Raw genomic sequence first — 26322 nt, 5'->3', positions numbered from 1 at the left:
GTCCCCCGTTGCGGTTGAAGGTCACGTTGACGTCCTCCAGCGTGCGCGCCGCAGGATCGGCCGCGCATCGTGCATGCGGTCCGCCCGTAATACTTCTTTCGGACGATTTGTGGCGCAGGGCCGTCGCATACGCTTGGTGAGAGATGTCTGACTATCCGTTCCCGCCCGCCCTCCGCCTGCTGCGCTGGACCGTGCACGGCACGTTCGCGACCCTCCTGGCGATCGCGCTGGCCGGCGTCGCCGGGACCGGACGGCTCGCGCCGACGCTGGGCGGAGCGCTCCTCGGCGTCCTCTACGCGGCGGGCATCACCATCGAGGCGCGGCTGCCGCACTTCGGCGGGCCGACGCACCTGCTGCTGGGCCGGATCTGGCTGGTGCTCACCACGGCCGGGTGGGCGCTGCTCGCGCTGGCCGCGCCGCAGTTCGTCTGGCTGGCCTTCCCGCTCTTCTTCGCCTACCTGCACCTGCTGCCGCTGGCGGTCGCGCTGCCGGGCGTGGCGGCGCTGACCGTCGCGGCCGTCCTGGCAGCCGCCTGGCACGAGGGCCGGCTGACCGCCGCCCTGGTCATCGGCCCGACGATCGGCGCGGCGGTGGCCACCCTGATGGCGATGGTCTACAAGGCGCTGCACGCCGAGAGCGAGCAGCGCCGCCTGCTGATCGACGACCTGGTCCGCACGCGCGGGAAACTCCTCCAGGCGGAGGGCGACGCCGTACGGCTGGCCGAGCGGGAACGCCTGGCCAGAGAGATCCACGACACCCTGGCGCAGGGCATGTCCAGCATCATCCTGCTCCTGCGGGCGGCCCGGCGGGACCTGGCCGACGACCTCCCGGCCGCCGAACGCCGCATCACCGAGGCGGCGGACGCGGCCAAGGAGAACCTGGAGGAGGCCAGGAACTTCGTCCGCGGCCTGGCCCCCGCGGCGCTGCGGCACTCGTCGCTGGCCGCCGCGCTGCGCAGGGCCGGCGACTCCGCCGTGGCGGGCACGCCCATCCAGGCGCGCTTCGAGGTCTCCGGCACCCCGGCGCCGCTGCCCGCCGACTACGACGCGACGCTGCTCCGCGTCGCCCAGGGCGCCCTCGGCAACGTCAGCCGCCACTCCGGCGCCGGCCACGCCGGGGTGACCCTCACCTACCTGGACGACGTGGTCATGCTGGACGTGTACGACGACGGCCGCGGGTTCGACCCCGGGCGTTCGGCCGGCTACGGCCTGCGCGCGATGCGCGAACGGGTGAGCGCCCTGGGCGGCAGCCTCACCGTGGAGTCGGCCCCCGGCGAGGGCACGGCCGTCGTGGCGACCCTGCCGCTGCCGCCGCTGGAGGGGCCGTGATCCGGATCGTCCTGGTGGACGACCATCCCGTGGTCCGCTCCGGCCTGCGCGCCATGCTCGCCGGGCAGCCCGACTTCGACCTGGTCGGCGAGGCCGCCACCGGGCAGGAGGGCGTGCGGCTGGCCGCCACGCTCGCCCCCGACGTCGTGCTGATGGACCTGCAACTGGGGACGGGCATGCACGGCAGCGAGGCGACCCGCCGGATCGTGGCCCTGGACGGCCCCCGCGTCCTGGTGCTCACGACGTTCGACACCGACGCCGACATCGTGGCCGCCATCGAGTCCGGCGCGACCGGCTACCTGCTCAAGGACGCCCCGTCGGAGGACCTGCACGCCGCCATCCGGTCGGCCGCCGCGGGAGCCAGCGCCCTGGCACCGAGCGTGGCCGCCCGCCTGCTGGGCCGGGTCCGGGCCCCCGACGCCACGCTCAGCCCGCGCGAGCTGGAGGTGCTCGGGCACGTCGCCGCCGGCCTGTCGAACCGGCAGATCAGCAAGGTGATGTTCCTCAGCGAGACCACCGTCAAGACGCATCTGGCGCACATCTACACCAAGCTCGACGTGGACTCCCGCACCGCGGCCGTCGCGGCGGCCTCGAAGCGGGGCCTCATCCGCCCGCCGTGAGCGCGCGGCCGCCCGTCTCCCGTGGTCTCAGGGGGTGACGATGGCGAAGTCCGGCTGGGGCTGCTCCAGCAGGGAGAACAGGCGTCCCAAAACGGTCAGGTCGCCGTCGTGGTCGAGCCCGTCGCCGTCGCCGGAGAGCAGGGTGAGCAGGCGTTGCCGGGTGAGCCGCAGCGTCAGGTCGGCATCGTCGCCCGTGGGTGACCGCTGGTGGATGAGGGCGCCGTTGGACATCGTGGTCCGGTGGCGTTCGTCCAGGTCGGTGAGGTGCCAGTCGATGGCGAAGCGCTCGTTCCAGGCGTCGGGGCCGTTCACCCGGATGGCCAGGGAGTCGAAGATCTGCTCGCTGGACAGCGCCGCGAGCACGTCCGGCGAGGTGGTGTCGGTGGCGCCCGGTGAGGGGCCGTCCTTCAGCTCGGCCGCGCCGGTGAGGTAGAAGTTGCGCCAGGTCGCGTTCTCGGCGCCCTGGCCGAGCCGGGTGTAGACCTGGGCCAGCAGCCTGCGGGCCGAGGCGTCGTTCCCGTCGGCGTACACGGCGTGGTTGAGCAGGGTCGCGGCGAAGCGCAGGTCGCCCTCCTCGACGTAGCGGCCGGCCAGGGCCACCACGGCCGAGGTGCCGCCGAAGGACTCGACGTAGCGGCGGGCCAGCTCGACGGGCGGGTGTTCCCACAGGTGGGCGGGGTTGCCGTCGAACCAGCCGAGATAGCGCTGGTAGACGGCCTTGACGTTGTGGCTGACCGAGCCGTAGTAGCCGTGGGTGTGCCAGACCTGCTCCAGAGCGGGCGGCACCTGCATGACCTCGGCGATCTCGGGGCCGGTCAGGCCCTGGTTGAGCAGGCGGAGGGTCTGGTCGTGCAGGTAGGCGTACAGGTCGCGCTGCTGGGACAGGAAGGTGACGATGTCGTCCCGGCCCCAGGTGGGCCAGTGGTGGGAGGCGAAGGCGACGTCGGCCCGGTCGGCGAAGAGCTCGACGGCCTCGGTCAGGTAGCGGGCCCACACCCGGGCGTCGCGGACCACCGCGCCGCGCAGGGTGAGCACGTTGTGCAGGTTGTGCGTGGCGTTCTCGGCCAGGCACAGGGCGCGGTGGTCGGGGAACAGGAAGTTCATCTCGGCGGGGGCCTCGGTGCCCGGGGTGAGCTGGAAGACGACGCGGACGCCGTCGATCGTCTCCTCCTGGCCGGTGCGGGTGACGTCGACGGTCGGCGGGATCAGGGAGACGGTGCCCTGCGAGGTGCCCATGCCCAGCCCGCAGCCGAGCTGGCCCTCGGGGGACCGGGGGAGGAGCTGGCCGTACATGTAGAGGGCGCGGCGGTTCATGGCGTTGCCGGCGTAGACGTTCTCGGCGACCGCGTGCTCCATGAAGCCGGCGGGCGCCACGATCGGCACGCCGCCGTCGGTGACGCCGCGCACGCCGCCGAAGTGGTCGACGTGGCTGTGGGTGTAGACGACCCCGGTGACCGGCCGGTCGCCGCGATGGTCGCGGTAGAGCCCGAGCGCGGCGGCGGCGCACTCGGCGGAGACCAGCGGGTCGATGACGACGACGCCGGTGTCGCCCTCCACGAGGGTCATGTTGGACAGGTCCAGGCCGCGCACCTGGTAGATGCCGTCGGTCACCTCGTACAGGCCCTGCCGGGCGCACAGTTGCGCCTGCCGCCACAGGCTCGGATGGGCGGTCGGCGGGCAGTCGCCGGTCAGGAAGCCGTAGACGTCGTTGTCCCAGACGACCTCGCCCCCGGACGTCCTGACCACGCCGGGGGTCAGCCTGGCGACGAAGCCGCGATCGGCGTGCTCGAAGTCCGTCCGGTCCTGGAAGGGAAGGTCTGCCATGTGAGCGTCCTGCCCTCGGCAGTCTGCGATAAGGGCAAGGAGAGCCTCAAGAAAGAGCATTCCCGGCGATGCGGCCGCCGGTCCGAGGAACGTTCCTCTCATGTGTGCTTCTCCGGCCGGCGTGCTGGCATGGGTGCGGAGCGCGGTCGCCGCCGCCTTGATCACCGGCGTCTACTTCGCCGTGCCGCTGCCGACCGAGAAACTCCAGGACGGCTCGCCCGAGCTGCGCGTCGTGGCCTGCCTGGCCGGGGTGATCGTGCTGGCCTGGCTGCTGGGGCGGCAGGTGGGGCGCGCGCTGCGGCCCGGACGGTCGCTGGCGGAGCAGCTGGCGATGTTGCTGACCGTCGTCATCGTCGTGGTGGTCTTCTTCGCGACGCTGTACTTCCTGATGGCCGCGCAGTTCCACGGCCTGCGCACGCGCGTGGACGCGCTCTACTTCTCGGTGATCACCCTGGGCACGGTCGGCTACGGCGACGTCGTCCCCCTCGGGCAGGGGGCGAAGGCCCTGGTCGTCGTGCAGGTGATCTTCGATCTGATCGTCGTGACGTCGGCGCTCGCGCTCATCGTGGGCGTGTGGCGCTCGCAGGAGTCGTCATGAGGGCTCTCCCTCCAGGCAGGGGACGGGGGACGCCGTGCCGGCCTGGGGATGCGTGGCCAGGTAGTCCTGAAGCTCGCGGTGCCGGAACTGGTAGGCGATCCCGGAGATCCGCAGCAGCCCGGCGCCGTAGCAGCGGTGCAGGAACCGGCCCAGCCGCCACGGCAGCCGCCCTCGCGTGGCCAGCAGCAGCCCCAGGTAGCGGCGCGCCAGCAGCGGCGACCAGGACGCCACCAGCGACATGCCGAACACCGCGCCCACCGCGACCGCCGCGACGACCGGGATCCCCTCCAGCAGCTTCACGAACCAGATGCCCAGCATGAACCCGAAGCCGGGGCCGAAGGTGAGCGCGGCCACGAGCGTGGAGACGACGTCGTTCCGGATGACCGTCCTCGGGTCGACGCCGTCCCAGGAGCCGGCATAGCCCTGCTCCACGTCCCTCCCGCTCGCCATCCCCACGCCCACCAGGACGCCGAAGACGATCGGCACCCACAGCGGCAGCGCGGCGCCGAACTCCATGATGACCGCCGCGCTCGTCACGCTGCCGTACAGGGCGGCCAGCACGCCGTTCACGACGCTCCTCCTGCGGCTCTGTCCGCCGCGGGACCGGAGCAGGCCGTCCTCGTCCGCCGCGGACCACGCCTCCCGCCAGGCCCTGACCGGTTCGGTCAGCAGGCCCACCGCCACCGCGCCGGGCAGCAGGAGCAGGCCGACGGCCATCACCGTCGCGCCCGAGATCTTCCCGTCCACGATCTCGACCTGCGAGAACACCACGACGGCCGCGACGACGGTGGCGGCGACCCCGGGAAGACAGGTCGCCAGGGTCACCAGCGCGCCGAAGAGCCGCGCCCGGTCTCCGGCCAGCGGCCACAACTGGTGCAGCACGAGATCCGTGCCGGACAACACACGCCCGTGCAACGGCGGCCGGCCCGTGTTGGCGCGCAGGTGAGCGGCCAGGACGGCCAGGTAGGCGTGCGTGCGCTGGGCGTCCGGCCCCTTGCCCGCCGGGTCCGCCGCGGCCAGGCGGGCGGGGATGAACAGGCCGAGGAGATGCTCCCGTACGGCCTGCTGGTCGGCGAAGCGCGTGAGGACCTCGGGAGAGCGCACATAACGCCCGGTGACCGGGTCGCGCTGCTCGTAGACGCTGACCGCCAGGGTCAGCCGCCACGGCGTGTTCAGCGCCTCGGCCAGCACGTGGCCGTCGCGGGTCAGCGCATCGAGGACCGGCCGCCAGCGGTCGGGGTCCTCCTGGTCGGTGACGGCCTGGATGAAGCTCCACGCCTTGTCGCCGCCCACCTTGCCCACGTCGACCCGGACGATCCCGCGAGGGACGGCCCGGTCGGCGACCAGGGCGTCGTACTGGTCGGTGCGGCAGGTCAGGACCATGCTGCAGCGGTCCAGCCCGTGCTCGTACTCCTCCAGCGCGCGCAGCGCCCGGGCGGCCCGCGACCCGTAGCCCGGCTCGTCGGTCTCGTCCATCTCGTCGAGCCCGTCCACGACGGGCAGGATCCGCTCCGCCGCCACGAGCGTGCGCGCGGTCACCGGCTTCAGGCCGTACGCGGCGGTCAGGTGCCGGGCGAGCATGTCCCGCACCGGCACGTCGGGATCCAGGCTCGCCGCGGTGATCCGCACCGGGACGCGGTCGTCGGGCCGCCGGCCGTCGAGCAGCCGGAGGATCAGCTCGATGGCGAGGACGGTCTTGCCCGAACCCGCCACCCCGGTGATCACCAGCCGCCCCGGGCCGCCCAGCTCGCGGAAGTAGGCGGCCACCCGCTTCAGGCTGCCGGTCGGCGGCGCGGAGGCGGAACCGCCGGTGGGGTGGAAGGAGAAGTCGACGTCGATGACCGCGTCGCTGCCCTTGCGGCCCAGCAGCTGTGCCCGCTGGGCCCGCTCCTCGGCCAGCACCCGCCCGGCCAGCAGGATCGCGGCCGCCTGCACGTCGGTGTCGGCCAGCCGCTGCGCCTGCCACCAGGACATCGCGGCGATGCCGGTTCCGGCCAGCGCCAGCCCCGCGCCGACCGGGTCGACGTCGCCGGGGTAGAGCGACCACAGCCGCAGCGCGGCGGCCACCAGCATGACCATCCCGGCCGCCACGCCCGCCCAGAACCACCATGTCTTCGTCCGCCGGCTCACGGTCCCAGCATTTCAAGCGGGCAGCCGTCGTGTGCGGGGAACGCGACAAAGATCCTCTTCGTCCCCTACCGGCTCGGGGCACGTGCAACCCCGCGGGCGGCACGTGCGAAACACAGGTATGTGGAACGCACACCAGACCGGCAGGTGACGGGCGCGGCGCTGAGATCGGCGCTGCGGCCGGGCCGCGCGCTCGGCGTGCTGTCGGTGCTGGCCATGATGGGCTGCCAGGTGGCGTCCGGGCTGGCCGCGCGGCCCGAACGGCTCACCGGGGTGATCGTCGTGCTGCTGGCGGCGTGCGCCCTGGCCTTCGCCGCGGACGCCTGGGGCGCGGCCAGGGCGTCGGCCGCCTTCGCCGGCGCGGCGCTGACCGGGTACGCGGCCGAGCTGGCGGGGCTGCTGACCGGGTTCCCGTTCGGCTCCTACAGCTACAGCGACGCGCTGTGGCCGCAGGTGGCCGGGGTTCCCGTGGTGGTGGTGCTGGCGTGGGGCGGCATGGGGCTGGCGGCCCACGCGGTGGCGGTCGCGGTCGTGCCGTCCGGCGGGGTGGCCCGGATGTGCGCGGGCGCGGGCGCGCTGACGGCGTGGGACCTGTTCCTGGACCCCCAGATGGTCCGGCTCGGCCTGTGGACGTGGGCGCGGGAGGGCTTCTACCGCGGCGTGCCGCTGAGCAACTTCGCCGGCTGGCTGCTGGTGTCGGCGCTGGTCATGGTGGTCGTCGGGCGGATCGTCCGCCCCGGCTCCCCGGCGCGCGGGCTGCTGGCGCTGTACACGGTCATGGCGGTGATGGAGACGGTGGGCTTCGCGGCGGTGTTCCGGCCGCCGGACCTGCTGGTCGCCGCCGCCGGAGGGATCACGATGGGCGCGTTCGCCGCGCCGGCCTGGAGGCGGTCATGGCCGAGGTGACGGTGATCGGCGGCGGCATGGGCGGCATGGCGTGCGCGCTGCTGCTGGCCCGCCAGGGGCACGAGGTGCGGCTGTACGAGCAGCTGCCGCGGCTGGGCGGCAAGCTGGCCGAGCATCGCCGTGACGGCTTCACCTTCTCCCTCGGCCCTTCGCTGCTCACCATGCCGCGCGTGCTGCGCGAACTGGGGCTGGAGCGCGAGCTGATCGAACCCGCCCTGCTGTGCCGGTACCGCTTCGCCGACGGCGCGGTCCTGGACGCCCACCGCGACCCGGCGCGGATGGCCGCCGAGGTGGAGCGGCTGGCGCCGGGCGAGGGCCGGGCCTGGACGGCCTTCCACCAGTGGGCGCGGGGCTGCCTGCGGGCGGCGGAGCGGACCGTGTTCGCCGGTCCGCCGATCCGGCGGCAGGGACGGCCGCGGCTGTCCGACCTGACCGCGGTGGCCCCCGCCCGCACCCTGGCCGGGCTGGCGCAGCGCCACTTCCGTGACCCCCGCCTGCGGCAGTACGTCGGCCGCTACGCCACGTACGCCGGGTCGAGCCCGTACCGGGCGCCGGCGGCGCTGGGCTGCGTCCCGGCGCTGGAGCACGGGGAGGGCGTCTGGTACGCGCCCGGCGGTCTGGCCCGCCTGGCCGACGACCTGACGCTGCTGCTGAAGGCCGCCGGGGTGGAGATCTTCCTGTCCGAGCCCGTCGCCGCCGTCGAGGCCGACGCGTCCAGGGTCACCGGGGTACGGCTGGCGAGCGGGCGCAGAGTGCGGGCCGACGTCGTGGTGGCCGGCACCGACGCCGCCGCCCTGTACGGCCGCCTGTCGCCGGACCGGCGGCGGCTGCGCCGGATCGCCCGGCTCGGCGCCTCCTCCTCGGCCTTCCTGCTGCTGGCCGGGGTGGAGGGCAGCACGCCGGGGCTGCCGCACCATTCGGTGCTGTTCTCGGCCGACTACGAGCGCGAGTTCGCCGACATCTTCGACCGGGGGCGTCCGCCCCTCGACCCCACGGTCTACGTCGGCTGCTCGGCGGTGGACGACGCCTCCCAGGCGCCGGGCGGGGCGGAGAACTGGACGATGCTGGTCAACGTGCCCGCCCGGGATCCGGCCCGGTGGGGGATCGGGGTCGAGGCGTACCGGGACCTGGTGCTGGAGCGGCTGGCCGGGCGCGGCTGCGACCTGGCCGGCCGGTTGCGCTTCGTCGACGTCCTCACCCCCGCCGACCTGCGGGACCGGTACGGCTCCTGGGGCGGCGCGATCTACGGCAGCGCCTACCGGGGCAGGCTGGCGTCCTTCGCCCGGCCGGGCAACCGGGGGCCGAGACGCGGGTTGTACCTGGTGGGCGGCTCGGCCCATCCCGGCGGCGGCCTGCCGATGGTGACGCTGGGCGCCCGCATCGTGGCCGGCCTGGTGTCCCAGGACCTCGCGGGCGGTTCGCGATGAGGGCGCTCACCGTCGCGCAGGGCGTGGCGGCGGCCGTCGTGGCGGCCCGGCTCGCGCGGGGGCGGCGGCGGCTGCCCGCGCTGCGGCCCCGTCCGGTCGCGGGCGAGCCGGTCTCCGTGGTGATCCCCGCCCGCGACGAGGAGGCCAGGATCGGCCCGTGCCTGCGCGCCGCGCTGGCCGCCCCCGGCGTGCGCGAGGTGATCGTCGTGGACGACGGCTCCCGGGACGGCACGGCGAGGCTGGCGGCGTCGCTGGGCGCCACCGTCGTCACCGCCGATCCGCTGCCGCCCGGCTGGGTCGGCAAGCAGTGGGCGCTGCGGCAGGGGGTGGCCGCCGCCCGCGCCGGCGTGGTGGTCACGCTGGACGCCGACGTCCGGCCCGCGCCCGGCCTGTTCGGCGCCCTGGCCGCGGCCCTGGACCGCTACGACCTGGTCAGCGCCGGCCCGCGCTTCGTCTGCGACGGCGCGCTGGAGCAGGCCCTGCACGCCTCGATGCTGGCGACGCTGGTCTACCGCTTCGGCCCCGTCGGCCCGCCGAGCCCGCCGCCGCCGCACCGGGCGATCGCCAACGGCCAGTGCATGGCCTTCCGGCGCTCCCGGATGACCGAGGCGGACGGCTTCGCGCTCGTGCGCGACCGGATGACCGACGACGTGGCGCTGGCCCGCCGCCTGGCCGCACAGGGCTGGTCGGTGGGCTTCCTGGACGCCGGCGGCCTGCTGGAGGTCGACATGCACGACTCGGCGGGCGAGTTGTGGCGGGAGTGGGGCCGTTCGCTGCCGCTGGCCGACGTGACCGGCCCCGGCTGGCAGGCGGCCGACCTGGCGGTCATCTGGCTGACGGCGGCGCTGCCCGTGCTGCGGCTGGCCGCGGGCCGCCCGACCGGCCTGGACCTGGCGCTGCTGGGACTGCGGGTGTCACTGACGGCGGCGTTGCGGGGCAGCTACCGGCGGCCCGGAGTGGGGCTGCTGCTGTCGCCGCTGCTGGACCCGGCCACCGCGTTCCGCCTGACGCAGGCCACCGTACGCCCGGTGCGCAGCTGGCGCGGCCGCACCTACGGCGACGGCGGCGGCGACATCGATGGCGAGGTCGGCGACGTCAGCGGTGGGACGAGCGGCGGCCGGCCAGCGCGGCCTGCCCGAAACGCAGCCCGATGAGGCACATCAGCCCCCCGGTGGCCGCCACCAGCTCGGCCGGCATGAACAGCAGCTGCAGCAACGGCACCCCGAACACCGCCAGGCGCGCGCCCGCCGCGAACGACCGCGTCGCCAGCGCCACCAGCGTCAGCGCCGCCACGGCCAGCCCGAACGCCGGCGGGCAGATGACCGCGACCCCGCCGGCGAAGGTGAGCACGCACCGGCCGCCCCGGAAGCCGGCGAACAGCGGCCACGCGTGCCCCGCCATGGCCGCCGCCACCGCCAGGTACACCGGCGCCACGCTCGCCCCCGACACCACGCCGAAGGCTGCGGTGTGGCCGCCGCCGATCACCAGCGCGACCAGGGCGGCCAGAGCGCCCTTCAGCGTGTCGCCGGCGAACACCGGCACGCCCGCCCACCGCCCGAGCTGCTCCTTGACGTTCCAGTACCCCGGGTTGCGGTCCCCGACGTCGCGCGGATCGACGCCGTGCGCCCGCGCCGTCAGGACCGCGACCGGCACCGACCCCAGCAGGTAGCCGATGACGACCGACACGAGCACCTCAACCATCGCGTCGTTCCACCTCGTCCGGTACGGCGGCAGGGGGGCGATGAAGCACATGGCCTTCGACCGGCCGCTGCTGCGCCGCCCCGGCGGCCCGCTCTTCTGGCGGCTGCTCGGCACCGGCAGGGGACGCTCGATGTCGCTGGGCGCCGACCTGCGGCGCTGGGCGCTGTTCGCCGTCTGGCGGCGGGAGAGCGACCTGGAGGAGTTCCTGCGCGACTCGCCGATCGCCGCCCGCTGGCGGACGGAGTCCGCGGAGCACTGGCAGACCCGGCTGGCCCCGCTCGCCTCGCGCGGCGCGTGGGGCGGCCGCGACCCGTTCGGCGGCGTGCCGGCCCGCGACGACGGCGGGCCCGGCCCGGTGGCGGTGCTCACCAGGGCGTCCATCCGGCCCGGCCGGCTGGTCGCCTTCTACCGGTCGGTCCCGCCGGTCGAGGAGCTGCTGCGGCGGCAGGACGGCTGCCTGGCCTCGGTCGGCATGGGGGAGTGGCCGCTCGCCCGGCAGGCCACCTTCTCGCTGTGGCGCGACCGGAGTGCCGTACGGGACTTCGCCTACCGGGGCCACGCCCACCGGCGGGTCATCGAGCGGGTACGGGCCCGCGACTGGTACGCCGAAGAGCTGTTCGCCCGCTTCGTCCCCTATGCCAGCGAGGGCCGCTGGGACGGGCGCGACCCGCTGGGCTGACCCCCTCATCCCGCCGCCGTGACGGCGCTCGCCGCGATCCCGGCCGCCGGATCCCGCCCCGCCAGCGTGTGGGCCACCACGCAGGCGCGGGCGATCGTGGCCGCCCGCGAGGAGCCGTGCGCGACCACGACGGTGCCGCGCAGGCCGAGCAGGACGGCGCCGCCGTGCGTCTGCGGGTCGTAGCGGCGCGCCACCTCGGCGAGCCGGTCGGGGGCGGCGATGCCGGCGTCGGCCACCATGGTCAGCGCCGTGCGCACGCAGCCTTCGACGTTCTTGAGCACGACGTTGCCGGTGAAGCCGTCGGTGACGATCACGTCCACCGTGCCGGCCAGGACGTCGTGCCCCTCGACCGGGCCGTGGAAGCGCACCGGCAGCTCGCTCAGCAGCTCCTCGGCCTGCCGGGCCAGCCGGTTGCCCTTGCCCGGCTCCGCCGCGATCGACAGCAGCCCCACCACCGGATCGGCCACGCCCAGCACGGCCCGCGCGTACCCCGCGCCGAGCAGCGCGAACTGGGCCAGCATGGCGGGGCTCGGATCGGTGATCGCGCCGGCGTCCACCAGCACGCTCGCCCCGCCCGGCAGCGACGGGAGCGCCACGGCCAGCGCGGGCCGCAGCACGCCGGTCGCCCGGCCGATGCCGCGCACCGCGCAGGCGACCACCGCGCCGGTGGACCCGGCCGACACCAGCGCCCCGCCCTCCCCCCGTCCGACCAGGTCGCAGCCGATCGCCAGGCTGGAGGCGGCCAGCGCGGTCGCGCCCGCCCCGCGCTCGGTCATGGGCACGGCGTCCTCGGCGTGGACCACCGCGATCTCGTCCGCGGCGCCGTGCCGCCGCAGCTCCTCGGCCAGCCGCGGCGCCGGACCGGCCAGGACGACGGGCACGCCGTGCTCGCGGCAGGCCAGCACCGCCCCCGCGACCACCTCGGCGGGCCCGTGGTCGCCGCCCATCGCGTCCAGGACCACAGGGGCCGCGCCGGTCACGGCAGCTCCACGCGGACGCGCCGCTCGGCCCGGCCCGACCCGGCGGAGGCCAGCAGGTGCCGGGCGAAGACGGCGGCCTTACGGCGGCGCGGCACCCGCACCCGCCCGGCCAGGACGTCGAAGCCGCGGCGCTCGATCTCGGCGAGGATGCCGCCGTACAGCTCGAAGGCGGCGCGCACGCACGGCCGCGAGGAGGCCACGAGCAGGCCGATGCCCTCGTCGGCGGCCCGGTAGTGCTCGCGGGCCCGCCCGGCCTCGAAGGCCAGCAGGTCGCGCACCGTCCGCCGGGTCCGCCGCTCGCCCAGCATGCCGGGCACGACGCCGAACTTGTCCAGGTCCTCCATCGGCAGGTAGACCCGGCCGCGGGCGAAGTCCTCGGCGACGTCGCGCAGGAAGTTGGTGAGCTGGAAGGCCAGGCCGAGCTGGCGGGCCGGCTCGCGGGCCGCCTCCTCGTGGCCGGGCGCCGGCTCCAGCACCGGCAGCATCATCGTGCCGATCGCGGCGGCCGATCCCGACATGTACCCCAGCAGGTCGTCGTAGGTCGCGTACCGCCGCACCGACAGGTCGGCGCGCATCGAGGCGAGGAAGGCGCGGACGTCGCCGTGGTCGATGCCGAAGGAGTGCACGGTGTGCAGGAACGCGGGCAGCATCGGATCGCCGGTCGCCGCCCCGGCCAGCCCGGCCTCGACCTTGGCGGCCAGGTCGTCGAGCGCGCGGGCGCGGTCGCCGGTCATGGTGAAGGAGTCGACGATCTCGTCGGCGTAGCGGGCGAAGCCGTACAGGGCGTGCACGTGCCGGCGTTTCCACTGGGGCAGCAGGCGGGTGGCCAGGTAGTAGGAGCGGCCGTAGCGGGCGTGGAGTTGTCGGCAGCGTTCGTAGCTGGCGGTGAGCGTCAACGGGCCTCCTTCATGATGCGTTCGGCGGCGAGCCGGCCGGAGATCAGCACCGGAGGGATCCCGACGCCGGGCGCGGTGTACATGCCGGCGAAGTGCAGTCCCGGCACCCGCCGGGCGACGGCCGAGGGCCGCAGCCACGCCGTCTGGGTGAAGCGGTGGTCCAGCGCGAACGGGGTGCCCGCGCTGTGCCCGCGCGCCGCCCAGGCGGGCGGGTCGAGCACCAGCCGGGGCGCGCCGGACAGGTCGCCGTGGCCGAGCGCGGCCAGGCGGTCGAGCAGCCGCGTCTCCAACTCGGGCCGCAACCGGTCCCAGTCGGCGGTCCGCAGGTTGGGCGCGGGTTCCAGGACGCTGAGCGTGGCCTGTCCGGGCGGCGCGGCCTCGCCGTCCGGCTCGGGATGGGTGATCAGCAGGCTGGGATCGGGTTGCGGACGGCCGGCCGCCAGCGCCGTGAAGGTCTCCCGCCAGGCCCGTCCGAAATGCAGGGTGTGGTGGGCCTGGCCGTCCAGGGGACGGTCCAGGCCGACGTGCAGCACCAGGCAGGAGGGGGAGTGGTGGGGGCGGCGCAACCGCCAGTCGGCCGCCGGGCCGGGCAGCAGCCGCCGGGCGGCCAGGCGGTCGCAGGCCACGACCACCTGCCGCGCCGCGAGCCGCTCGCCGCCCGCCAGCAGCACCCCGGTGACGCCGTCGGAGTCCGTCTCGACCTGGTCGGCGCGGGCGCCGTAGCGGAGGTCGCCGCCCAGCTTCGCCAGCAGGGCCGCCATGGCCGAGGGGATGGCGTGCATGCCGCCGCGCCGCGGGAAGTACACGCCGCCGACGGTGTCCATGTGGGCGATGACGGCGTAGATGCCGAGCGCGCGCTGCGGCGCGAGCCCCACGTACAGGGACTGGAAGGTGTGGGCCTTGATCAGCCGGGGGTCGCGCAGGTGCCGGGCGGCCAGGCGGTCCAGCCGCCGGAAGCCGCCCAGCCGGGCCAGCCGGAGCAGCGCGGCCGGCCGGGCCAGGGCGCGCAGCCGGCTCACGTCCGCGTCGATGAACGCCGGCCACTCCACCCGGAACAGCTCGTCGAGCAGCGCCCGGTAGCGGTCGTAGCGCGCCGCCTCGGCGGGCCCGCACACCGTCCGCACCTGCTCGGCCATCGCCTCGCGTTCGGGCCGGACGTCCAGCCGCGACCCGTCGTCGAAGACCATCCGGTACGACGGGTCCAGGCGGCGCAACGGCAGCCAGTGCCGCAGCTCCTGCCCGGCCGCGCCGAAGACCTCGGCCAGCACGCCCGGCATGGTCAGCACCGAGGGGCCGGTGTCGAAGCGGTACGGCCCGAGGCGGGCGGTGCCGCAGCAGCCGCCGGGCTCGTCGAGGGCCTCGACCACGGTGACCTGACGACCGGCGGCCGCCAGGTGGACGGCCGCGGCCAGCCCGCCCAGCCCGGCCCCGACGACGACCACCGGGCTCATCGGTCGGCCGTCCCACGCACGTGCCCGGCCTGCGAGGTCACCGTGTCCATGCACGCAGCTCCTTCTGTCGCTATGAACAGAATTCGTGCCAGGAGCGCGCCCGGTTGCACGTCACCGGACAACGGGATCAAGCCGGACGCGCCCAGCCATGCGCCCAAGCACCCCGCAAGCGCGAAAAGATAGTCGGACACGTCGAGCGGCAGCGGGAACATCATGGATGAGGACACACCGGTCAGCGAGGAGGACGCGGGATTCGGCATCGGAGCCGTCTCCCGGCGCCTCGGCATCCCCGCGCCGACGCTGCGCACCTGGAACCTGCGCTACGGCCTGGGCCCCAGCCGCCGCAGCCCCGGGGGCCACCGCCGCTACGGCGCCGCCGACGTGCGGCGGCTGGCCGAGATGAAACGCCTGATCGCCACCGGTCTGGTGCCGGCCGAGGCGGCCAGGCTCGCCCTCGCGCTGCCCGACACCCCTGGCGCGCGGACGGCGGCCGTTCCCTCCGGCGGCCGGCGGACGCCGCGGCCTCCCGGCGGGCGGCCCGCGCCGCGGCAGGTCGTCGCCGCGCTGGCCCGCGCCGCGGTCATGCTCGACGGCAGAGCCGTCGCCGCCCTGGTCGAGGAGACGCTGGCCGCGCAGGGCGTGGTGTGGACGTGGGAACACCTCTTCCTGCCCGCGCTCGACGCCGTCTGCCGGGGCCAGGACGCGACCGGGTCCGGCATCGACGCCGAGCACCTGCTGTCCGGCCACCTCCAGGCGGCGCTGCACCGGCTCGCCGGCGACGTGCCGCCGCGGTCGGACCGGCCGGTGCTCCTGGCCTGCGCCGAGGAGGAGCAGCACAGCCTTCCGGTGCACGCCCTGGCCGCCGCGCTCGCCGAACGCGGCGTGCAGACCCGCGTGCTCGGCGCCCGCACTCCCTATCCGGCGCTGGCGCACGCGATGCGGCGGCTCGGGCCCGCGGCCGTGTTCGTCTGGTCGCAGCGGGCGGAGACCGGCGAAACCGCGCCTCTCGCCGCCCTGCCCCAGGTGCGTCCCGCCTGCCGGATCGTCATCGGCGGGCGTGGCTGGCAGGGCCCGGCCCCCGAGGGCGTCGTCCGGGTGTCGACGCTGCCCGACGCCGTCGCATGCGTCATGTCGACCCTGATTTGAGCCGCCCTTTCCCCCGATGAGCTTGTGACCGCCTGCCGTGCCTCGGTATGAATAAGTTTTGAATAGGTTTTTGCGGTGAGGGGCAGGCGCATGGACATCAGTGACGAGGAAGCGCTCGGCGAGTGCTACCGCACGCACGCTCCCTCCGTGCGCTCCTACCTGCGCCGGTTCGTACCCGCCGAGGAGGTGGAGGACCTGCTGCAGGTCGTCTTCGCCGAGGTCTGGCGCTCGCGCGGGCGGTACGACCCCGGGCGCAGCCAGGCCGCGTGGGTCTTCGCGATCGCCCACCGCCGCGCCGTCGACCATCTGCGGGTGCGGCGGTTGCTGACCGTGCCGCTGCAGGAGGCCGGAGACCTGCCGGGACGCGCCCGGCCGGCGCCCGACGCGCTCGGCGACCGCGACCAGATCGACCGCGCGCTCGCCGAACTGTCGGACGCCCAGAGGCAGGCCATCGAGCTGGCCTACTTCGCCGACCTGACCCAGCGGGAGATCGCCGAGCACCTGCGGGTGCCCATCGGCACCGTCAAGGCCCGCATTTCGCGCGGGCTGCACCGGCTCTCGGACCTCCTGGCCGGAACGGCCTGAGCCAATGATGTATACGCCGTAAACGTCCATAGTTTACTCTGTATACATGCGAGCACTGAAGAAGAGACGGCTGTGGATCGCGGGTCTGGCGGTCGTCGTCGTCCTGGCCGGGGCGGCGGGGGCCGGGGCCTGGTTCGGCAGCGAGCAGTCGGTCGGCGTCGTCCGCTACGGCACGGCCAACACCGAGGTCCTGGCCGTGGCGGGCGACCTGGTGACGCTCACGCGCACGCCGGAGACCGGCAAGCCGGGCACGTACTGGCTGGAGTGGACCGGCTCGTACGCCATGCTCGGCGACGTCGTCTCCGGCGCCGCCGACCGGGTGACGCGCAAGGTGCTGCGCGGCCACGTCCCCTCGGTCGGCACGCCCGGCTGGTTCGGCAACGTGCCGCCCGGCGATCCCGAGGTGGCCTGGGGGATCGGCTACACCGAGACCATGGTGCCCACCGAGCTGGGGCCCGCGCCGGCCTGGTACGTGCCAGGCGAGGGCGACACCTGGGTCGTCGCCGTCCACGGCCAGAACGGGCGGCGCAAGGCGGAGCTGAAGGTCCTGCCCGTCGTGCACGGGCTGCGGCTGCCCTTCCTGGACATCAGCTACCGCAACGACCAGGGCGCGCCCGCCTCGCCCGACGGGCTGCTGCACCTGGGCGACTCGGAGTGGCGCGACCTGGAGGCCGCCCTGCGCCACGCGCGGACCATGGGGGCGCGGCGGTTCGTCCTGTACGGCACCTCGATGGGCGGCCAGGTCGTCGGGCAGTTCCTGGACCGGTCGCCGCTGGCGGCCCTGGTAGACCGGGTCGTCATGGACGCCCCCATGATCGACGTCGGCATGACCGCCGAACAGGGCGTCAGGAACCACCGCCTGCCCGGCTTCCTGGCCGGGCTGTCGAACCAGGTCGTCCGGTGGCGTACCGGGGTCGATCCGGACCGGCTCAGCCTGATCCGGCGTCCGCCGCGGGTCCGGCCGCCGCTGCTGCTGATCCACACCGTGCCCGACGCCGAGCACCCGATCCAGGAGGCGCGCGATCTCGTGGCCGCGGGCGGGCGGCTGGGGTGGGAGATCCGGTTCGAGCCGTTCGAGCGGGGCGAGCACACGGAGGCGTGGAACGTCGACCGCGCCCGTTACGACCGTCTCGTCCGCGACTTCCTCTCCGGGGACGCCGCCCGGACCTGAGCCCCCGGACCGATGACCGGAGGAATGGGCGTGATCAGGCGCCGGTCGTCAGCGTGACCTTGCCGCGGACGAGACCTCGTTCGGCCTCCCGGTGCACGTCGGCCAGCGCCTCCAGCGGGCGGACGGCCGCCTCGACGTCCACCACGCCCGCGTCGATCAGCGCCACGAGCTCGGCGAGCTGCCCAGGGTCGTTGCGGGCCACGAACCGGACGGCGCGCGGATGGTCGATCGGCCGGGTGATCGAGACGAACTCCGCGGCCAGCTCCGTCACCGAGTCGGGCACGTCGGCCACCAGGTTGATCAGCACGTCGTTGCCGCCCGGCAAGGGGCCGGCGGTGTAGTCCACGACCTCGTCCGCCCCCAGCGCCCGTACGGCGGCGGCGCTGCGCGGCCCGGCGGTGGCCACCACGTACGCGCCCGCGTGCTTGGCCAGCTGCACGGCGAACAGCCCGACGCCGCCGCCCGCGCCGTTGATCAGCACCCGGCTGCCGGGGCCGATGCGGGCGTGCTCGAAGACCGCCTGCCAGGCGGTGAGCCCGGCCACCGGCACGGCCGCCGCGGCCGTCAGCGGGATCCGCCGCGGCGCCCTGGCCAGCACGTCCGCCTTGGCGACCGCGTACTGGGCCGCCGCGCCGTCGATGAGCCCGATCACCCGGTCCCCGGGGACGAGGCCGCCCGCCCCGGTGAGCACGGTGCCCGCGACGTCCCAGCCGAGCGTGTGCGGCAGGGTGCCACCGAACACCTCCCGCAGCAGGCCCGCGCGCAGCGCCACCTCCGAGGGGTTGAACGACGTGGCGGCCACCTCGATGAGCACCTCGCCGGGGCCGGGCCGCGGCACCGGCGCCTCCTCCACCCTGATCACCGAGGCGTCGCCGTACTCGTGCAGGCGGGCGGCCCGCATGGTGCCGAGGAAGTCCGCGGCGTGCTCGCTCGCCCACGTCCCGAAGTCGCTCGCGGGCACTCCGGTGACCTCCTCCACGGTCCGGGTGGACGGGCCCGGCTCGGTGAGCGCACTCAGCATGCCGTCCACGGCGGACGCGGGCCAGCCCAGGCCGAGCAGCCGCCGCCTGGCCTCCTCGGCAGGCTCCTCCACCCACCGCACCGGCCGGCCGATCGCCTCGCCGATCAGCCGCGCCTGCTCCCGCTGGGTCAGCGGCCGCGGCCCGGTCAGCGTGTACACCGCGCGGTGGTGCCCTCCGCCGAGCAGCGCGCGCACCGCGACGGCCGCGACGTCCCGCTCGTGGACGGGGGAGAAGACCGCTTCGCCGGACGGCTGCCGCACGACGCCCGCCCGGACCTGCCCGGCCCACCGCAGGGCGTTGGCCGCGAACGCGTGCGGACGCAGCACCGTCCACTCCCGGGCGGTCCCGGCGATCAGGCGCTCGATCTCGACCTCGTGCGGACGCGCGGCGGCCGAGGACAGGTAGACCACCCGCCGGGCGCCGATCAGCTCCAGCACCTCGCGGGCCCCCTCCGCCGAGGCGAACGGCCACAGCAGGAACACCGCGTCCACCCCGTCGAGGGCCGCCGCCAGCGCGACCGGGTCGGTCAGCTCCCTCGTCACCGCGCGGACGCCGGCGCCCGCCTCCTTCAACTGCTCAACCAGCGGACGGCCGATCGTGCCGGTCGCCCCGCTGACCAGGACTCTTGTCATGCCGTCAACCCTAGGAGCCGGGTGCGAGGCGTCCAATGAGTCCGCGTGCTTGATTCATACGCGATCGTCTTCCGCACTAGACTTCGGCCATGGACGTACTGAGCGACGTGGTCGCCTCCATGCGCATCGGCGTGCCGCGCTCGGCGCGGGTCGAGTGGCCGGCGCCGTGGGGGCAGCGCTTCCCGTCGGTGCCCGGGTCGGCGGGTTTCCAGGTCGTGCTGCGCGGCTCGTGCTGGGCCATCCCGCCGGAGGGCGAGCCGTTCCCGGTCGGCACGGGCGACGTGCTGTTCTTCCCCCACGGCCACGGCTACGGGCTGGCCGACTCGCCCGACCGGGCCCTCCTGGAGCCCGACTGCGACCCCTACGCCCCGGCCGAGCTGTTCGCCTCGGCCTCGATGGAGGGCGCCGGGCCCGTCACCGTGACGCTCTGCGGCGGCTACCGGCTCGACGCCGGCCGGGCGCATCCGCTGCTCGGCGGGCTGCCCGAGATGATCCACCTGCCCACCGGCCTGGGGCGCAACACCGACCTGCGCGCCGCCGTCGAGCTGCTCGGCAAGGAGATCGACGACCCGCGGCCGGGCGCCGACCTGGTGGTCCCGGCGCTGCTGGACATGCTGCTGCTGTACATCCTGCGTGCCTGGTTCGACGCCTCGGCCGACCACTGCGAGGCGGGCAACTGGGCCGCCGCGCTGGCCGACCCGGCCGTCGGCGCCGCGCTCGACGGCATCCACCGCGATCCCGCCCACCCCTGGACGGTCGAGTCGCTCGGCCGCCGCGCTCAGCTGTCGCGCGCGGCGTTCTCCCGCCGGTTCACCCAGTTCGTCGGCCGGCCGCCGCTGACCTACCTGACCTGGTGGCGGCTGAGCACGGCCGCGCGCATGCTGCGCGACTCCGACGCCGCGCTGAGCACGGTCGCCGCCGCGGTCGGCTACGGCTCGGAGTTCGCCTTCGCCAACGCCTTCAAACGCGAGTACGGCATGCCCCCCGGCAAGTACCGCCGCGTCGGCTGCCCGCCCCCGGGAGCGGGTGAGCCCGTCCGTGCCGGGTCAGCCGTTGGCCTCCAGCAGGCGGGCGCCGAGTGAGGTCAGGTGGTGGTGGACGGCCTGGCCGTTGCGGCGGGTGGCGATCAGCCCGGCGTTGCGCAGCACGGTGACGTGCTCGGAGGCGGTGGACGCGCTGACCCTGAGCCGCCCGGCCAGTTCGTCCGTACGGCAGCCGTGTCCGCCGACGGCCCGCATCACCCGCGCCCGCGCCCGCCCGACCAGCGCGGCGAGCGTGTCGAAGGCCGGTGACGGCAGCACCTGGCGGCCGCCGTCGGGCATCGGGACCGTGAGCACCGAGCTGCGCCGGTCCCGGGTGGTCGCGATGCCCAGGTAGCGGGGCGAGGCGCCGGAGATCGGATGGAGCAGCAGGCCGCGTCCGCCGAGATCGACGGTGATCGGCGGCCCGCCCGCGACGACCATGCCGCCGCCGTCCCAGGACAGTCGCGGGCTGAGGGTGCTGAGCGCGGAGCCGAGCCCGATCCGCGCCACCGTCTCCTGGTAGGCGGCCAGGCGGGTTTCGAGCCGCCGGCGCATGCCGGGCCATTCCGGGGCGAGGAAACGGTGGAAGAGCACGTACATGCTGTCGGCCAGGGCCCGGCGGAACCGCGCCGGGTCCATGTCGAGGTCGGGCCGTCCCGGCACCCCGCTGAAGCGCCACAGGTCGCCGCCGAACTCGCGCTCCTCGGGTGGGGTGTCCAGGGCGGCGAGCGCGTCGAGCTCGTCGGAGAGCGCGGCGGTCTCGATCGGCGGGGCCACCTCGGAGGTGACCAGCCCCTCATGCAGGGTGACGCGGGAGGCGCCGCGGTTGAGGATGTCGAGCAGCGGCAGCGTCCGGCGTGGCACGGCCCTGGCGATGTCCCGCCAGATCGAGCCCTTCTCGGTCAGGTCGGGATGGTGGACGCTGAAGGCCGCGAAGATCGCGTGGGTCAGGGGCGAGACCACGAACCGGGTGGCCGCGAGGTCGCCCACCTGGAAGTTCAGACGCATGCGCCAATCGTCGCCTGATGATCGATTTCAAGCAATCGTCCGGTTGACGGAGGAGCTCTTCGGTGCCCGGCCGAAGAGATTGTGCGCACCCCGGCGCGCCCCGACCATGGCAGCGAACGGCCCGCGCCCGTCGCTGAGGAGAACGACATGCGAAGACACCCCCGGACACCCGGCACGACAGGCCGGCGGGCCCGCCGCGGCCTGTGCGCCGCCGCCGCCCTCCTGGTCGCGGCCACCTCGACGACCCCGGCCCACGCCATCGGCAACCAGGCCCGCAACGAGGACTGGGTCTACCGTTCGGACTCCCTGTGCGTCCTGGTCTACGCCGAGATGCTCGACCTCTCCAGCAGCAACGGCGGCTCCTACCAGACGTCCGCGGCGAACGTCTACGGGCCTAGGGACGGCATCCCGTGCGGCCGTTGGCAGGCCGTGCCCGCCGGCCATCTCCTGATACGTCAAGTCGTGCTCGTCTACGACCTGACCCACCAGGTCTGGGGCGCCTGCCCGGACCTGGACTCCGGCTGGCATTACACCCCCAACACCACTTTTCACGCCGACTGGTACATGTGGAGCGGCGAGGGGTCCAACCCCGCCCCCTGCGGCACCGCCTGGTACGCGACGCAGGCCTTCGGATACGTCTGGGACGACGGCTGGAACGGCGGCTCCCTGCCGTCGGGCAACGTGTGGATCACCGCCAAGTACGGCCTCCAGGCGAAGACGCCACCGGCGCAGCCGCCGCGCCCGTCCTGGATCACCGGCACGGGCGCGATCGACCCGAGCAGGCTCCCGGACCGCCTGCCGCTCATCGGCGCCGACGGCGAACCCAAGCGCACGGGCTCGGGCGACGTCGCCACCGTCGACACCGCCACCTTGTTCGGACCGCCGTCCCAGCCGCCGCCCGGCTAGACCTGCTCCTCCGGGTCGCCGTCCGCTGCCGGGGCCGGGGCGATCTGCAGCGGTGCCGTGGCCTCGCCGGTGAGCTCGCGCCCCTGGTCCAGGACATGGCCGAGCTGCCTGGCCAGGATCGGGACGGTCGCCGGCGGCAGGTACGCGTCCGCGCCGGCGTCGAGCAGCCGCCGGACCGGGCCGTGGTACCGGACGCCGAGCTCCGGGTCCTCGATCTCGGTGACGACCACGCGGGCCTTCGGGAACATCGACCGGAGCCCGGCGATCAGCTGCGGGCTGCCGGCGGGCACCAGCAGCACGTCGGCCGTCGCCGGGGCGGCGTGCATGTCGAGCACCACGTAGTCGGCCCCGAGCCGGTCGGACAGCGCGACCCGGGCGGCGTTCGACAGCTCCATCGCGGTGGCCACGACCGTCACGCTGTCGTGGTCGGCCGGCGGCGGATCGCCGGGCTCGTCCGGCGCCCCGCGGCCGACGACGGCGCCCTGGACCACGTCGACGGTGCTGGAGATCGTCGCGATCGACGCGCCGTCCCGCGTGAGGACCAGGCTCTCGCCGGGTTCGAGGGCGTCGACGAGCGCCACCACGTCTTCGGGCAGGCGGGCCACGTCGATCCGCGGCGCCGGACGGGCGGCGCGTCGGCGCGTCACCATGCCCGCGCCCCCGAGGCGCCGCCCGAGCGGATCAACATCCGGACCCCCTTCCGATGCCGTGATCTTGTTGGACGTCGACGTCCGGCCCTTGGTTCGGGCCGCGCCGAAGTTTCCCCGGACCTAGAGGCCGAAGGCGCCGCCCTCGACGAGGATGAGCAGGCCCAGGCCGATCAGGACCACGGGCAGCAGGACGTGCCCCCACCGGCTCAGGGCGCGGGCGACCAGGGGACGGGTGGCGAAGAGCCGTCCGGCCGCGCACCACACGCCGACCAGGACGAGGAACACGGCGACGTACCCGCCGGTGCCGCCCGGTCCGGCGGTGGCGAAGACCGGCACGTACACGCCGATGTTGTCGCCGCCGTTGGCGAAGGTGACCGCGGCGACCTCCAGCGCCCTCGGGCCGCCGGGCGGCTCGCCGTCCGGGTCGCCGTCGTCGCCGTCGCGCCGGTTCCGCCACGCCTGCCAGGCGGCCTTGACGCCCAGGGCGAGGGGGAGCAGCCCCAGGTACGGGATCAGCGCCCCGGGAAGGAAGGTCGCCCCGAAGCCCGCCGCCACGGCCACCGCCACCAGGGCCAGGAAGCCCAGGTACTGTCCCGCCACGATCCGGACGGCGACGCCCCGCCTGCCCGCGCCCTGGGCGAAGAACAACGCCAGGATCAGGATGTCGTCGATGTTGGTGACGGCGAACAGCCCCGCGGCCTGCCCGACGATGCCCAGATTCACCAGAGGGGGTCCTTCTATCCGGAGATGCCCGGATGACCCTACCGGGGCGCAGGCGAGAGCCGCCGGTGCGACGTCCCACACCGGACGGGTCCGGCCGAGTCCGGCCGAGGTGCTGTTGGACACCGCGCCGGGGCGGCTTCGCTGTCGTCCACCGGACGCGGCCGGTCGGGCACGCCCGGCGCGCCCCGGAGCGCTTCGGCCGCTTCCGCCGACTCCGACCGAAGGAGACCACCATGCGCGCACGCAGCGCACGCACAGCCGCCGTCCTCGCCGCCGTCGCCGGCGCCCTGACGCTGCCCGGCGGGCCGGCGCACGCCGGGCCGGACCTCCGGGCGGCCGACGGGCCGTGCCGGGCCGAGCAGACCCACCGCGTCGGCGGCAGCGTCATCAAGTACGAGCAGTTCGGGGCGCGGTCCGTCTGCCCGGCCGGCACCTACCAGCACTGGCACCAGGTCCACATCCGCTGCGGGATCGAGCCGGAGCGCCCCGGGCCCATGGTGGGCGGCACGTCCGTCTCGGAGGAGTGGTGCCCCAAGAACACCCTGCTCCAGGACTACTGGGTCACCCAAGGCCCTCAGGAGGGCTGACCGGCGAGGGCGCGGTCAGGCCGTCGCCCGCCGCGCCCAGGCCGGGGTCCACGTCCCGGCCTGGCGCTCGGCCGCCGTGGCGGCGAGGTGGGCGCGCAGGGTGGCCAGCGCCGGGTGCGGGTTGTCGCGGTGCCACAGGAGGGAGTGCGGGTAGACGGGCGTGGGGCCGGTGACCGGGATGCGGCGCAGCCCGTGACCGGCGGGCCAGACGAGCCGGGTCCGGTCGCCCATGAACGTGGCCAGGGCCGGGGTGTCGGCGATGGTGTCGAGGAGCACGTCGGAGCCGAAATTGGGGCCGGTCGCCTCGATGCTGAGGCCGAACTCGGCGACCAGGTCGTCGTAGAAGGCGGTCCACTCCGTGCCGGGGGCGAGGCCGGGCATCCAGATCCGGTGTCCGGCGAGCTGGTCGAGGGTCACCGAGCGGGCGTCGGCCAGCGCGTGGGCGGGGCCGGTGAGGAGCTGGAGTGCCTCGTCGGCGACCCAGGCGGACTCGACGTCGTCGGGAAGCGGCCGGCCGGGCATGGCGACGGCGCGGAAGGAGGCGTCGATCGTGCCGGACCGGATGGCGGAGACGGCCGCGTCGATGTCGAACAACATCACCACGTCGAGGTCGATGCCGGGGTACGCGTGATGGAAGCCGCGCATCAGGCCCGACCCCACGCCGCGCGAGGCCAGCACGTCGACCCGCAGCGGACGGCTGCCCGCCCGCACGGACGCGACCGCCCGCTCGGCGACCCGCAGCAGCTCGCGGGCGTGCGGCAGGAACGCCTGACCGTCGATGGTGAGCGTGGTGCCGCGCGGGGTGCGGGTGAACAGCCGCACCCCGAGGTCGCGTTCCAGGGCGGCGATGCGCTTGGAGACGGCCTGCTGGGTGACCGCCAGGTCGGCGGCGGCCTCCTGGAACTGCCCCGCCTCGGCGGCGGCGACGAAGGTCCGGACGATGTCGAGGTCCATGCGCACACCTTACGGACACAACCATCCGTTGTGCAGATCGGGCCACCCGGTTGTTTGATCTCCTGCTCACCGGCCCGATTGGATGCTCCCGATCGCGTATCGGTTGTACGGGCGAGTGACGAGGAGCGTCGGGGACATGAGGGACGGGCACCGGCTGGGCCGCCGGTTCGGATGGTTGTGGGCGGCGTACGGCACCAGCGCGCTCGGCACGTGGCTCGCCTTCGGCGCGTTCCCGCTGATCGCCGTCCAGGTGCTGCACGCCGGGCCGGCGGAGGTCGCGGCGCTGTCGGCCGTGGGCGCGGCGGTGGGCGCGGCCGTGGCGGTGCCGCTCGGCCCGTGGGTGGAGTTCCGCCGCAAGCGGCCCGTGCTGATCGCGGCGGACCTGGTGCGGTTCGCGGCGCTGCTGACGATCCCCGCCGCGTTCGCGCTCGGCGTGCTCACCTTCGTCCAGCTGCTGCTGGTCTCGGTCGTGGTGGCGGCGGCCGACATCACCTTCCGCGCCGCCTCCGGGGCGTACCTCAAGACGCTGCTGCCGGGCGAGCACCTGCTCGTCGCGAACGCCCGCCTGGAGTCCACGACCTGGACGACCACGATCGTCGGGCCGCCGCTGGGCGGCGCCGCCATCGCGCTCCTCGGCCCGGTCGCGACGGTGGTGGCCGACGCGGTCAGCTACCTGCTGTCGGCCCTGGGGGTGCGCGCGGCGGGCGGCGGCGAGCCGCGCCCCGAACGCCGGGAGCCCGCGCGCATGCGCGCCGGCGACCTGCTCGACGGCTGGCGGCACATCCTCGCCGACGCCGCGCTGCGCCCGCTGTTCCTCAACACCGCCCTGTTCAACGGGCTGCTGATGGCCGCCGACGCGCTGCTGGCCGTCCTGATGCTCGGCCGGCTGGGGTTCACCTCGTGGCAGTACGGTCTCGCCTTCGCCGTGCCCGCGATCGGCGGGCTGCTCGGGGCGCGGCTGGCCCGTCCGCTGGTCACCCGGTTCGGGCAGCACCGCGTCCTGGTCGTGACCGGGACGCTGCGCGCGGTGTGGCCGGTCGGGCTGGCCTTCGTGGGGCCGGGCACCGGAGGGCTGCTGCTGGTGATGGCCGTCGAACTCGGGCTCATCTTCTGCTGCGGCGTCTTCAACCCCGTCTCGGCCACCTACCGCCTCGAACGCACCCCGAACGACCGGATCACCCGCACGCTGTCGGCCTGGTCGGTGACGACCAAGGCGTCGACCGCGCTGCTGACGGCCGCGTGGGGGGTGCTGGGCGCCCTGCTCGGCCCCCGTCCGGCCATCGGCCTGGCCGGCGTGCTCCTGCTGGCGACCCCGCTGCTGCTTCCCCGGCGCGCCGCCGCGGCCCTTTCCGAGCCGGTGCCCGCGCCCCACGCCTGAA

At 74.9% G+C, this 26322-nt stretch carries 25 protein-coding genes; 14 read left to right on the top strand and 11 right to left on the bottom strand.

All coding sequences use genetic code 11. The annotated features are described in order from the left end of the window. Nucleotides 1–143 precede the first annotated feature (143 nt). Nucleotides 144–1328 (top strand): sensor histidine kinase, encoded by a 1185-nt coding sequence (locus tag AB0J46_RS34880; RefSeq protein ID WP_364338349.1) that lies wholly within the window; start codon nucleotides 144–146, stop codon nucleotides 1326–1328. Further along, nucleotides 1325–1948, top strand: a complete 624-nt coding sequence (locus AB0J46_RS34875) for a response regulator transcription factor (RefSeq protein ID WP_358301630.1) — start codon at nucleotides 1325–1327, stop codon at nucleotides 1946–1948. The genes AB0J46_RS34880 and AB0J46_RS34875 overlap by 4 nt, the downstream gene beginning before the upstream one ends. Nucleotides 1949–1975: 27 nt before the next feature. On the opposite strand, the gene AB0J46_RS34870 is transcribed toward AB0J46_RS34875, so the two are convergent. Further along, on the bottom strand, nucleotides 1976–3772 hold the full coding sequence (locus AB0J46_RS34870; protein ID WP_364338348.1) for an alkyl sulfatase dimerization domain-containing protein: 1797 nt from the start codon (nucleotides 3770–3772) through the stop codon (nucleotides 1976–1978). 100 nt (nucleotides 3773–3872) lie between these two features. Between AB0J46_RS34870 and AB0J46_RS34865 the strand changes: the two genes are divergently transcribed. Further along, a complete protein-coding gene (locus tag AB0J46_RS34865) occupies nucleotides 3873–4370 on the top strand; it encodes a potassium channel family protein (protein WP_364338347.1) in 498 nt (165 codons plus the stop codon). Here AB0J46_RS34865 and AB0J46_RS34860 read toward each other — a convergent pair. Then, the gene (locus AB0J46_RS34860) at nucleotides 4365–6500 is read right to left on the bottom strand and encodes an NACHT domain-containing protein (protein ID WP_364338346.1); all 2136 of its coding nucleotides are present in this window, start codon (nucleotides 6498–6500) and stop codon (nucleotides 4365–4367) included. The two genes, AB0J46_RS34865 and AB0J46_RS34860, sit on opposite strands and share 6 nt — an antisense overlap. Before the next feature lie 120 nt (nucleotides 6501–6620). Here AB0J46_RS34860 and AB0J46_RS34855 point away from each other — a divergent pair, with 120 nt between their 5' ends. From AB0J46_RS34855 to AB0J46_RS34845, 3 genes are read left to right on the top strand one after another with little or no spacing between them, the layout of a single operon-like run. Continuing rightward, on the top strand, nucleotides 6621–7403 hold the full coding sequence (locus AB0J46_RS34855) for a carotenoid biosynthesis protein (protein ID WP_364338345.1): 783 nt from the start codon (nucleotides 6621–6623) through the stop codon (nucleotides 7401–7403). After that, nucleotides 7391–8830 (top strand): phytoene desaturase family protein, encoded by a 1440-nt coding sequence (gene crtI, locus AB0J46_RS34850; RefSeq protein ID WP_364338344.1) that lies wholly within the window; start codon nucleotides 7391–7393, stop codon nucleotides 8828–8830. Before AB0J46_RS34855 ends, crtI (AB0J46_RS34850) begins: the two co-directional genes overlap by 13 nt. Continuing rightward, nucleotides 8827–9984, top strand: coding sequence for a glycosyltransferase family 2 protein (locus tag AB0J46_RS34845; RefSeq protein WP_364338343.1), 1158 nt, complete (start codon nucleotides 8827–8829; stop codon nucleotides 9982–9984). Before crtI (AB0J46_RS34850) ends, AB0J46_RS34845 begins: the two co-directional genes overlap by 4 nt. Here the strand turns inward: AB0J46_RS34845 and AB0J46_RS34840 are convergent. Further along, nucleotides 9926–10531, bottom strand: coding sequence for a glycerol-3-phosphate acyltransferase (locus tag AB0J46_RS34840; protein WP_358301613.1), 606 nt, complete (start codon nucleotides 10529–10531; stop codon nucleotides 9926–9928). The genes AB0J46_RS34845 and AB0J46_RS34840 overlap by 59 nt on opposite strands. Here AB0J46_RS34840 and AB0J46_RS34835 point away from each other — a divergent pair. Then, entirely contained in the window at nucleotides 10503–11210 is a 708-nt protein-coding gene (locus AB0J46_RS34835; RefSeq protein ID WP_364338342.1) for a spheroidene monooxygenase, read from the top strand. The genes AB0J46_RS34840 and AB0J46_RS34835 overlap by 29 nt on opposite strands. A gap of 5 nt (nucleotides 11211–11215) precedes the next feature. Here AB0J46_RS34835 and AB0J46_RS34830 read toward each other — a convergent pair whose 3' ends face one another. From AB0J46_RS34830 to crtI (AB0J46_RS34820), 3 genes are read right to left on the bottom strand one after another with little or no spacing between them, the layout of a single operon-like run. Beyond that, nucleotides 11216–12190: a phosphate acyltransferase PlsX gene (locus AB0J46_RS34830; protein ID WP_364338341.1), complete on the bottom strand. Its 975-nt coding sequence runs from the start codon at nucleotides 12188–12190 to the stop codon at nucleotides 11216–11218. After that, nucleotides 12187–13086, bottom strand: coding sequence for a phytoene/squalene synthase family protein (locus AB0J46_RS34825; RefSeq protein WP_364338340.1), 900 nt, complete (start codon nucleotides 13084–13086; stop codon nucleotides 12187–12189). The genes AB0J46_RS34830 and AB0J46_RS34825 overlap by 4 nt, the downstream gene beginning before the upstream one ends. Continuing rightward, the gene (crtI, locus tag AB0J46_RS34820) at nucleotides 13083–14537 is read right to left on the bottom strand and encodes a phytoene desaturase family protein (RefSeq protein WP_364338339.1); all 1455 of its coding nucleotides are present in this window, start codon (nucleotides 14535–14537) and stop codon (nucleotides 13083–13085) included. The genes AB0J46_RS34825 and crtI (AB0J46_RS34820) overlap by 4 nt, the downstream gene beginning before the upstream one ends. A gap of 213 nt (nucleotides 14538–14750) precedes the next feature. Here crtI (AB0J46_RS34820) and AB0J46_RS34815 point away from each other — a divergent pair, with 213 nt between their 5' ends. The 3 genes from AB0J46_RS34815 (at nucleotide 14751) to AB0J46_RS34805 (ending at nucleotide 17439) form a co-directional block, all read left to right on the top strand. Then, complete coding sequence (locus AB0J46_RS34815; protein WP_364338338.1) at nucleotides 14751–15683, top strand: MerR family transcriptional regulator; 933 nt, start codon at nucleotides 14751–14753, stop codon at nucleotides 15681–15683. Between the two features lie 90 nt (nucleotides 15684–15773). Next, nucleotides 15774–16268 carry a sigma-70 family RNA polymerase sigma factor gene (locus AB0J46_RS34810; protein WP_364338337.1) on the top strand — a complete coding sequence of 165 codons (495 nt, stop codon included), beginning with the start codon at nucleotides 15774–15776 and terminating at the stop codon, nucleotides 16266–16268. Nucleotides 16269–16314: 46 nt separating this feature from the next. Beyond that, entirely contained in the window at nucleotides 16315–17439 is a 1125-nt protein-coding gene (locus AB0J46_RS34805; protein WP_364338336.1) for a hypothetical protein, read from the top strand. Nucleotides 17440–17473: 34 nt separating this feature from the next. Here AB0J46_RS34805 and AB0J46_RS34800 read toward each other — a convergent pair whose 3' ends face one another. After that, nucleotides 17474–19093, bottom strand: coding sequence for a zinc-binding dehydrogenase (locus tag AB0J46_RS34800; protein ID WP_364338335.1), 1620 nt, complete (start codon nucleotides 19091–19093; stop codon nucleotides 17474–17476). A gap of 89 nt (nucleotides 19094–19182) precedes the next feature. Between AB0J46_RS34800 and AB0J46_RS34795 the strand changes: the two genes are divergently transcribed. Beyond that, complete coding sequence (locus AB0J46_RS34795; protein WP_364338334.1) at nucleotides 19183–20175, top strand: AraC family transcriptional regulator; 993 nt, start codon at nucleotides 19183–19185, stop codon at nucleotides 20173–20175. Here AB0J46_RS34795 and AB0J46_RS34790 read toward each other — a convergent pair. After that, nucleotides 20140–21123, bottom strand: coding sequence for a hypothetical protein (locus tag AB0J46_RS34790; RefSeq protein WP_364338333.1), 984 nt, complete (start codon nucleotides 21121–21123; stop codon nucleotides 20140–20142). The two genes, AB0J46_RS34795 and AB0J46_RS34790, sit on opposite strands and share 36 nt — an antisense overlap. A 147-nt stretch (nucleotides 21124–21270) precedes the next feature. On the opposite strand from AB0J46_RS34790, the gene AB0J46_RS34785 reads away from it, so the two are divergent. Further along, a complete protein-coding gene (locus AB0J46_RS34785) occupies nucleotides 21271–22029 on the top strand; it encodes a hypothetical protein (protein ID WP_364338332.1) in 759 nt (252 codons plus the stop codon). Here AB0J46_RS34785 and AB0J46_RS34780 read toward each other — a convergent pair. Then, nucleotides 22026–22679: a hypothetical protein gene (locus tag AB0J46_RS34780; protein ID WP_364338331.1), complete on the bottom strand. Its 654-nt coding sequence runs from the start codon at nucleotides 22677–22679 to the stop codon at nucleotides 22026–22028. The genes AB0J46_RS34785 and AB0J46_RS34780 overlap by 4 nt on opposite strands. A 120-nt stretch (nucleotides 22680–22799) precedes the next feature. Further along, the gene (locus tag AB0J46_RS34775) at nucleotides 22800–23402 is read right to left on the bottom strand and encodes a cadmium resistance transporter (protein ID WP_364338330.1); all 603 of its coding nucleotides are present in this window, start codon (nucleotides 23400–23402) and stop codon (nucleotides 22800–22802) included. Nucleotides 23403–23635: 233 nt separating this feature from the next. On the opposite strand from AB0J46_RS34775, the gene AB0J46_RS34770 reads away from it, so the two are divergent. Next, complete coding sequence (locus AB0J46_RS34770) at nucleotides 23636–23989, top strand: hypothetical protein (protein WP_364338329.1); 354 nt, start codon at nucleotides 23636–23638, stop codon at nucleotides 23987–23989. A gap of 15 nt (nucleotides 23990–24004) precedes the next feature. Here AB0J46_RS34770 and AB0J46_RS34765 read toward each other — a convergent pair whose 3' ends face one another. After that, on the bottom strand, nucleotides 24005–24943 hold the full coding sequence (locus AB0J46_RS34765) for a LysR family transcriptional regulator (protein WP_364338328.1): 939 nt from the start codon (nucleotides 24941–24943) through the stop codon (nucleotides 24005–24007). A gap of 136 nt (nucleotides 24944–25079) precedes the next feature. Here AB0J46_RS34765 and AB0J46_RS34760 point away from each other — a divergent pair, with 136 nt between their 5' ends. Further along, on the top strand, nucleotides 25080–26321 hold the full coding sequence (locus AB0J46_RS34760) for an MFS transporter (RefSeq protein WP_364338327.1): 1242 nt from the start codon (nucleotides 25080–25082) through the stop codon (nucleotides 26319–26321). Nucleotide 26322: the final 1 nt, after the last annotated feature.

Origin of the sequence: Nonomuraea sp. NPDC049758 (assembly GCF_040674635.1) — a bacterium.
GTDB lineage: Bacteria > Actinomycetota > Actinomycetes > Streptosporangiales > Streptosporangiaceae > Nonomuraea.
Note: the sequence above shows the minus strand (reverse complement) of the source record. Positions and strands in the feature narration are given on the sequence as shown.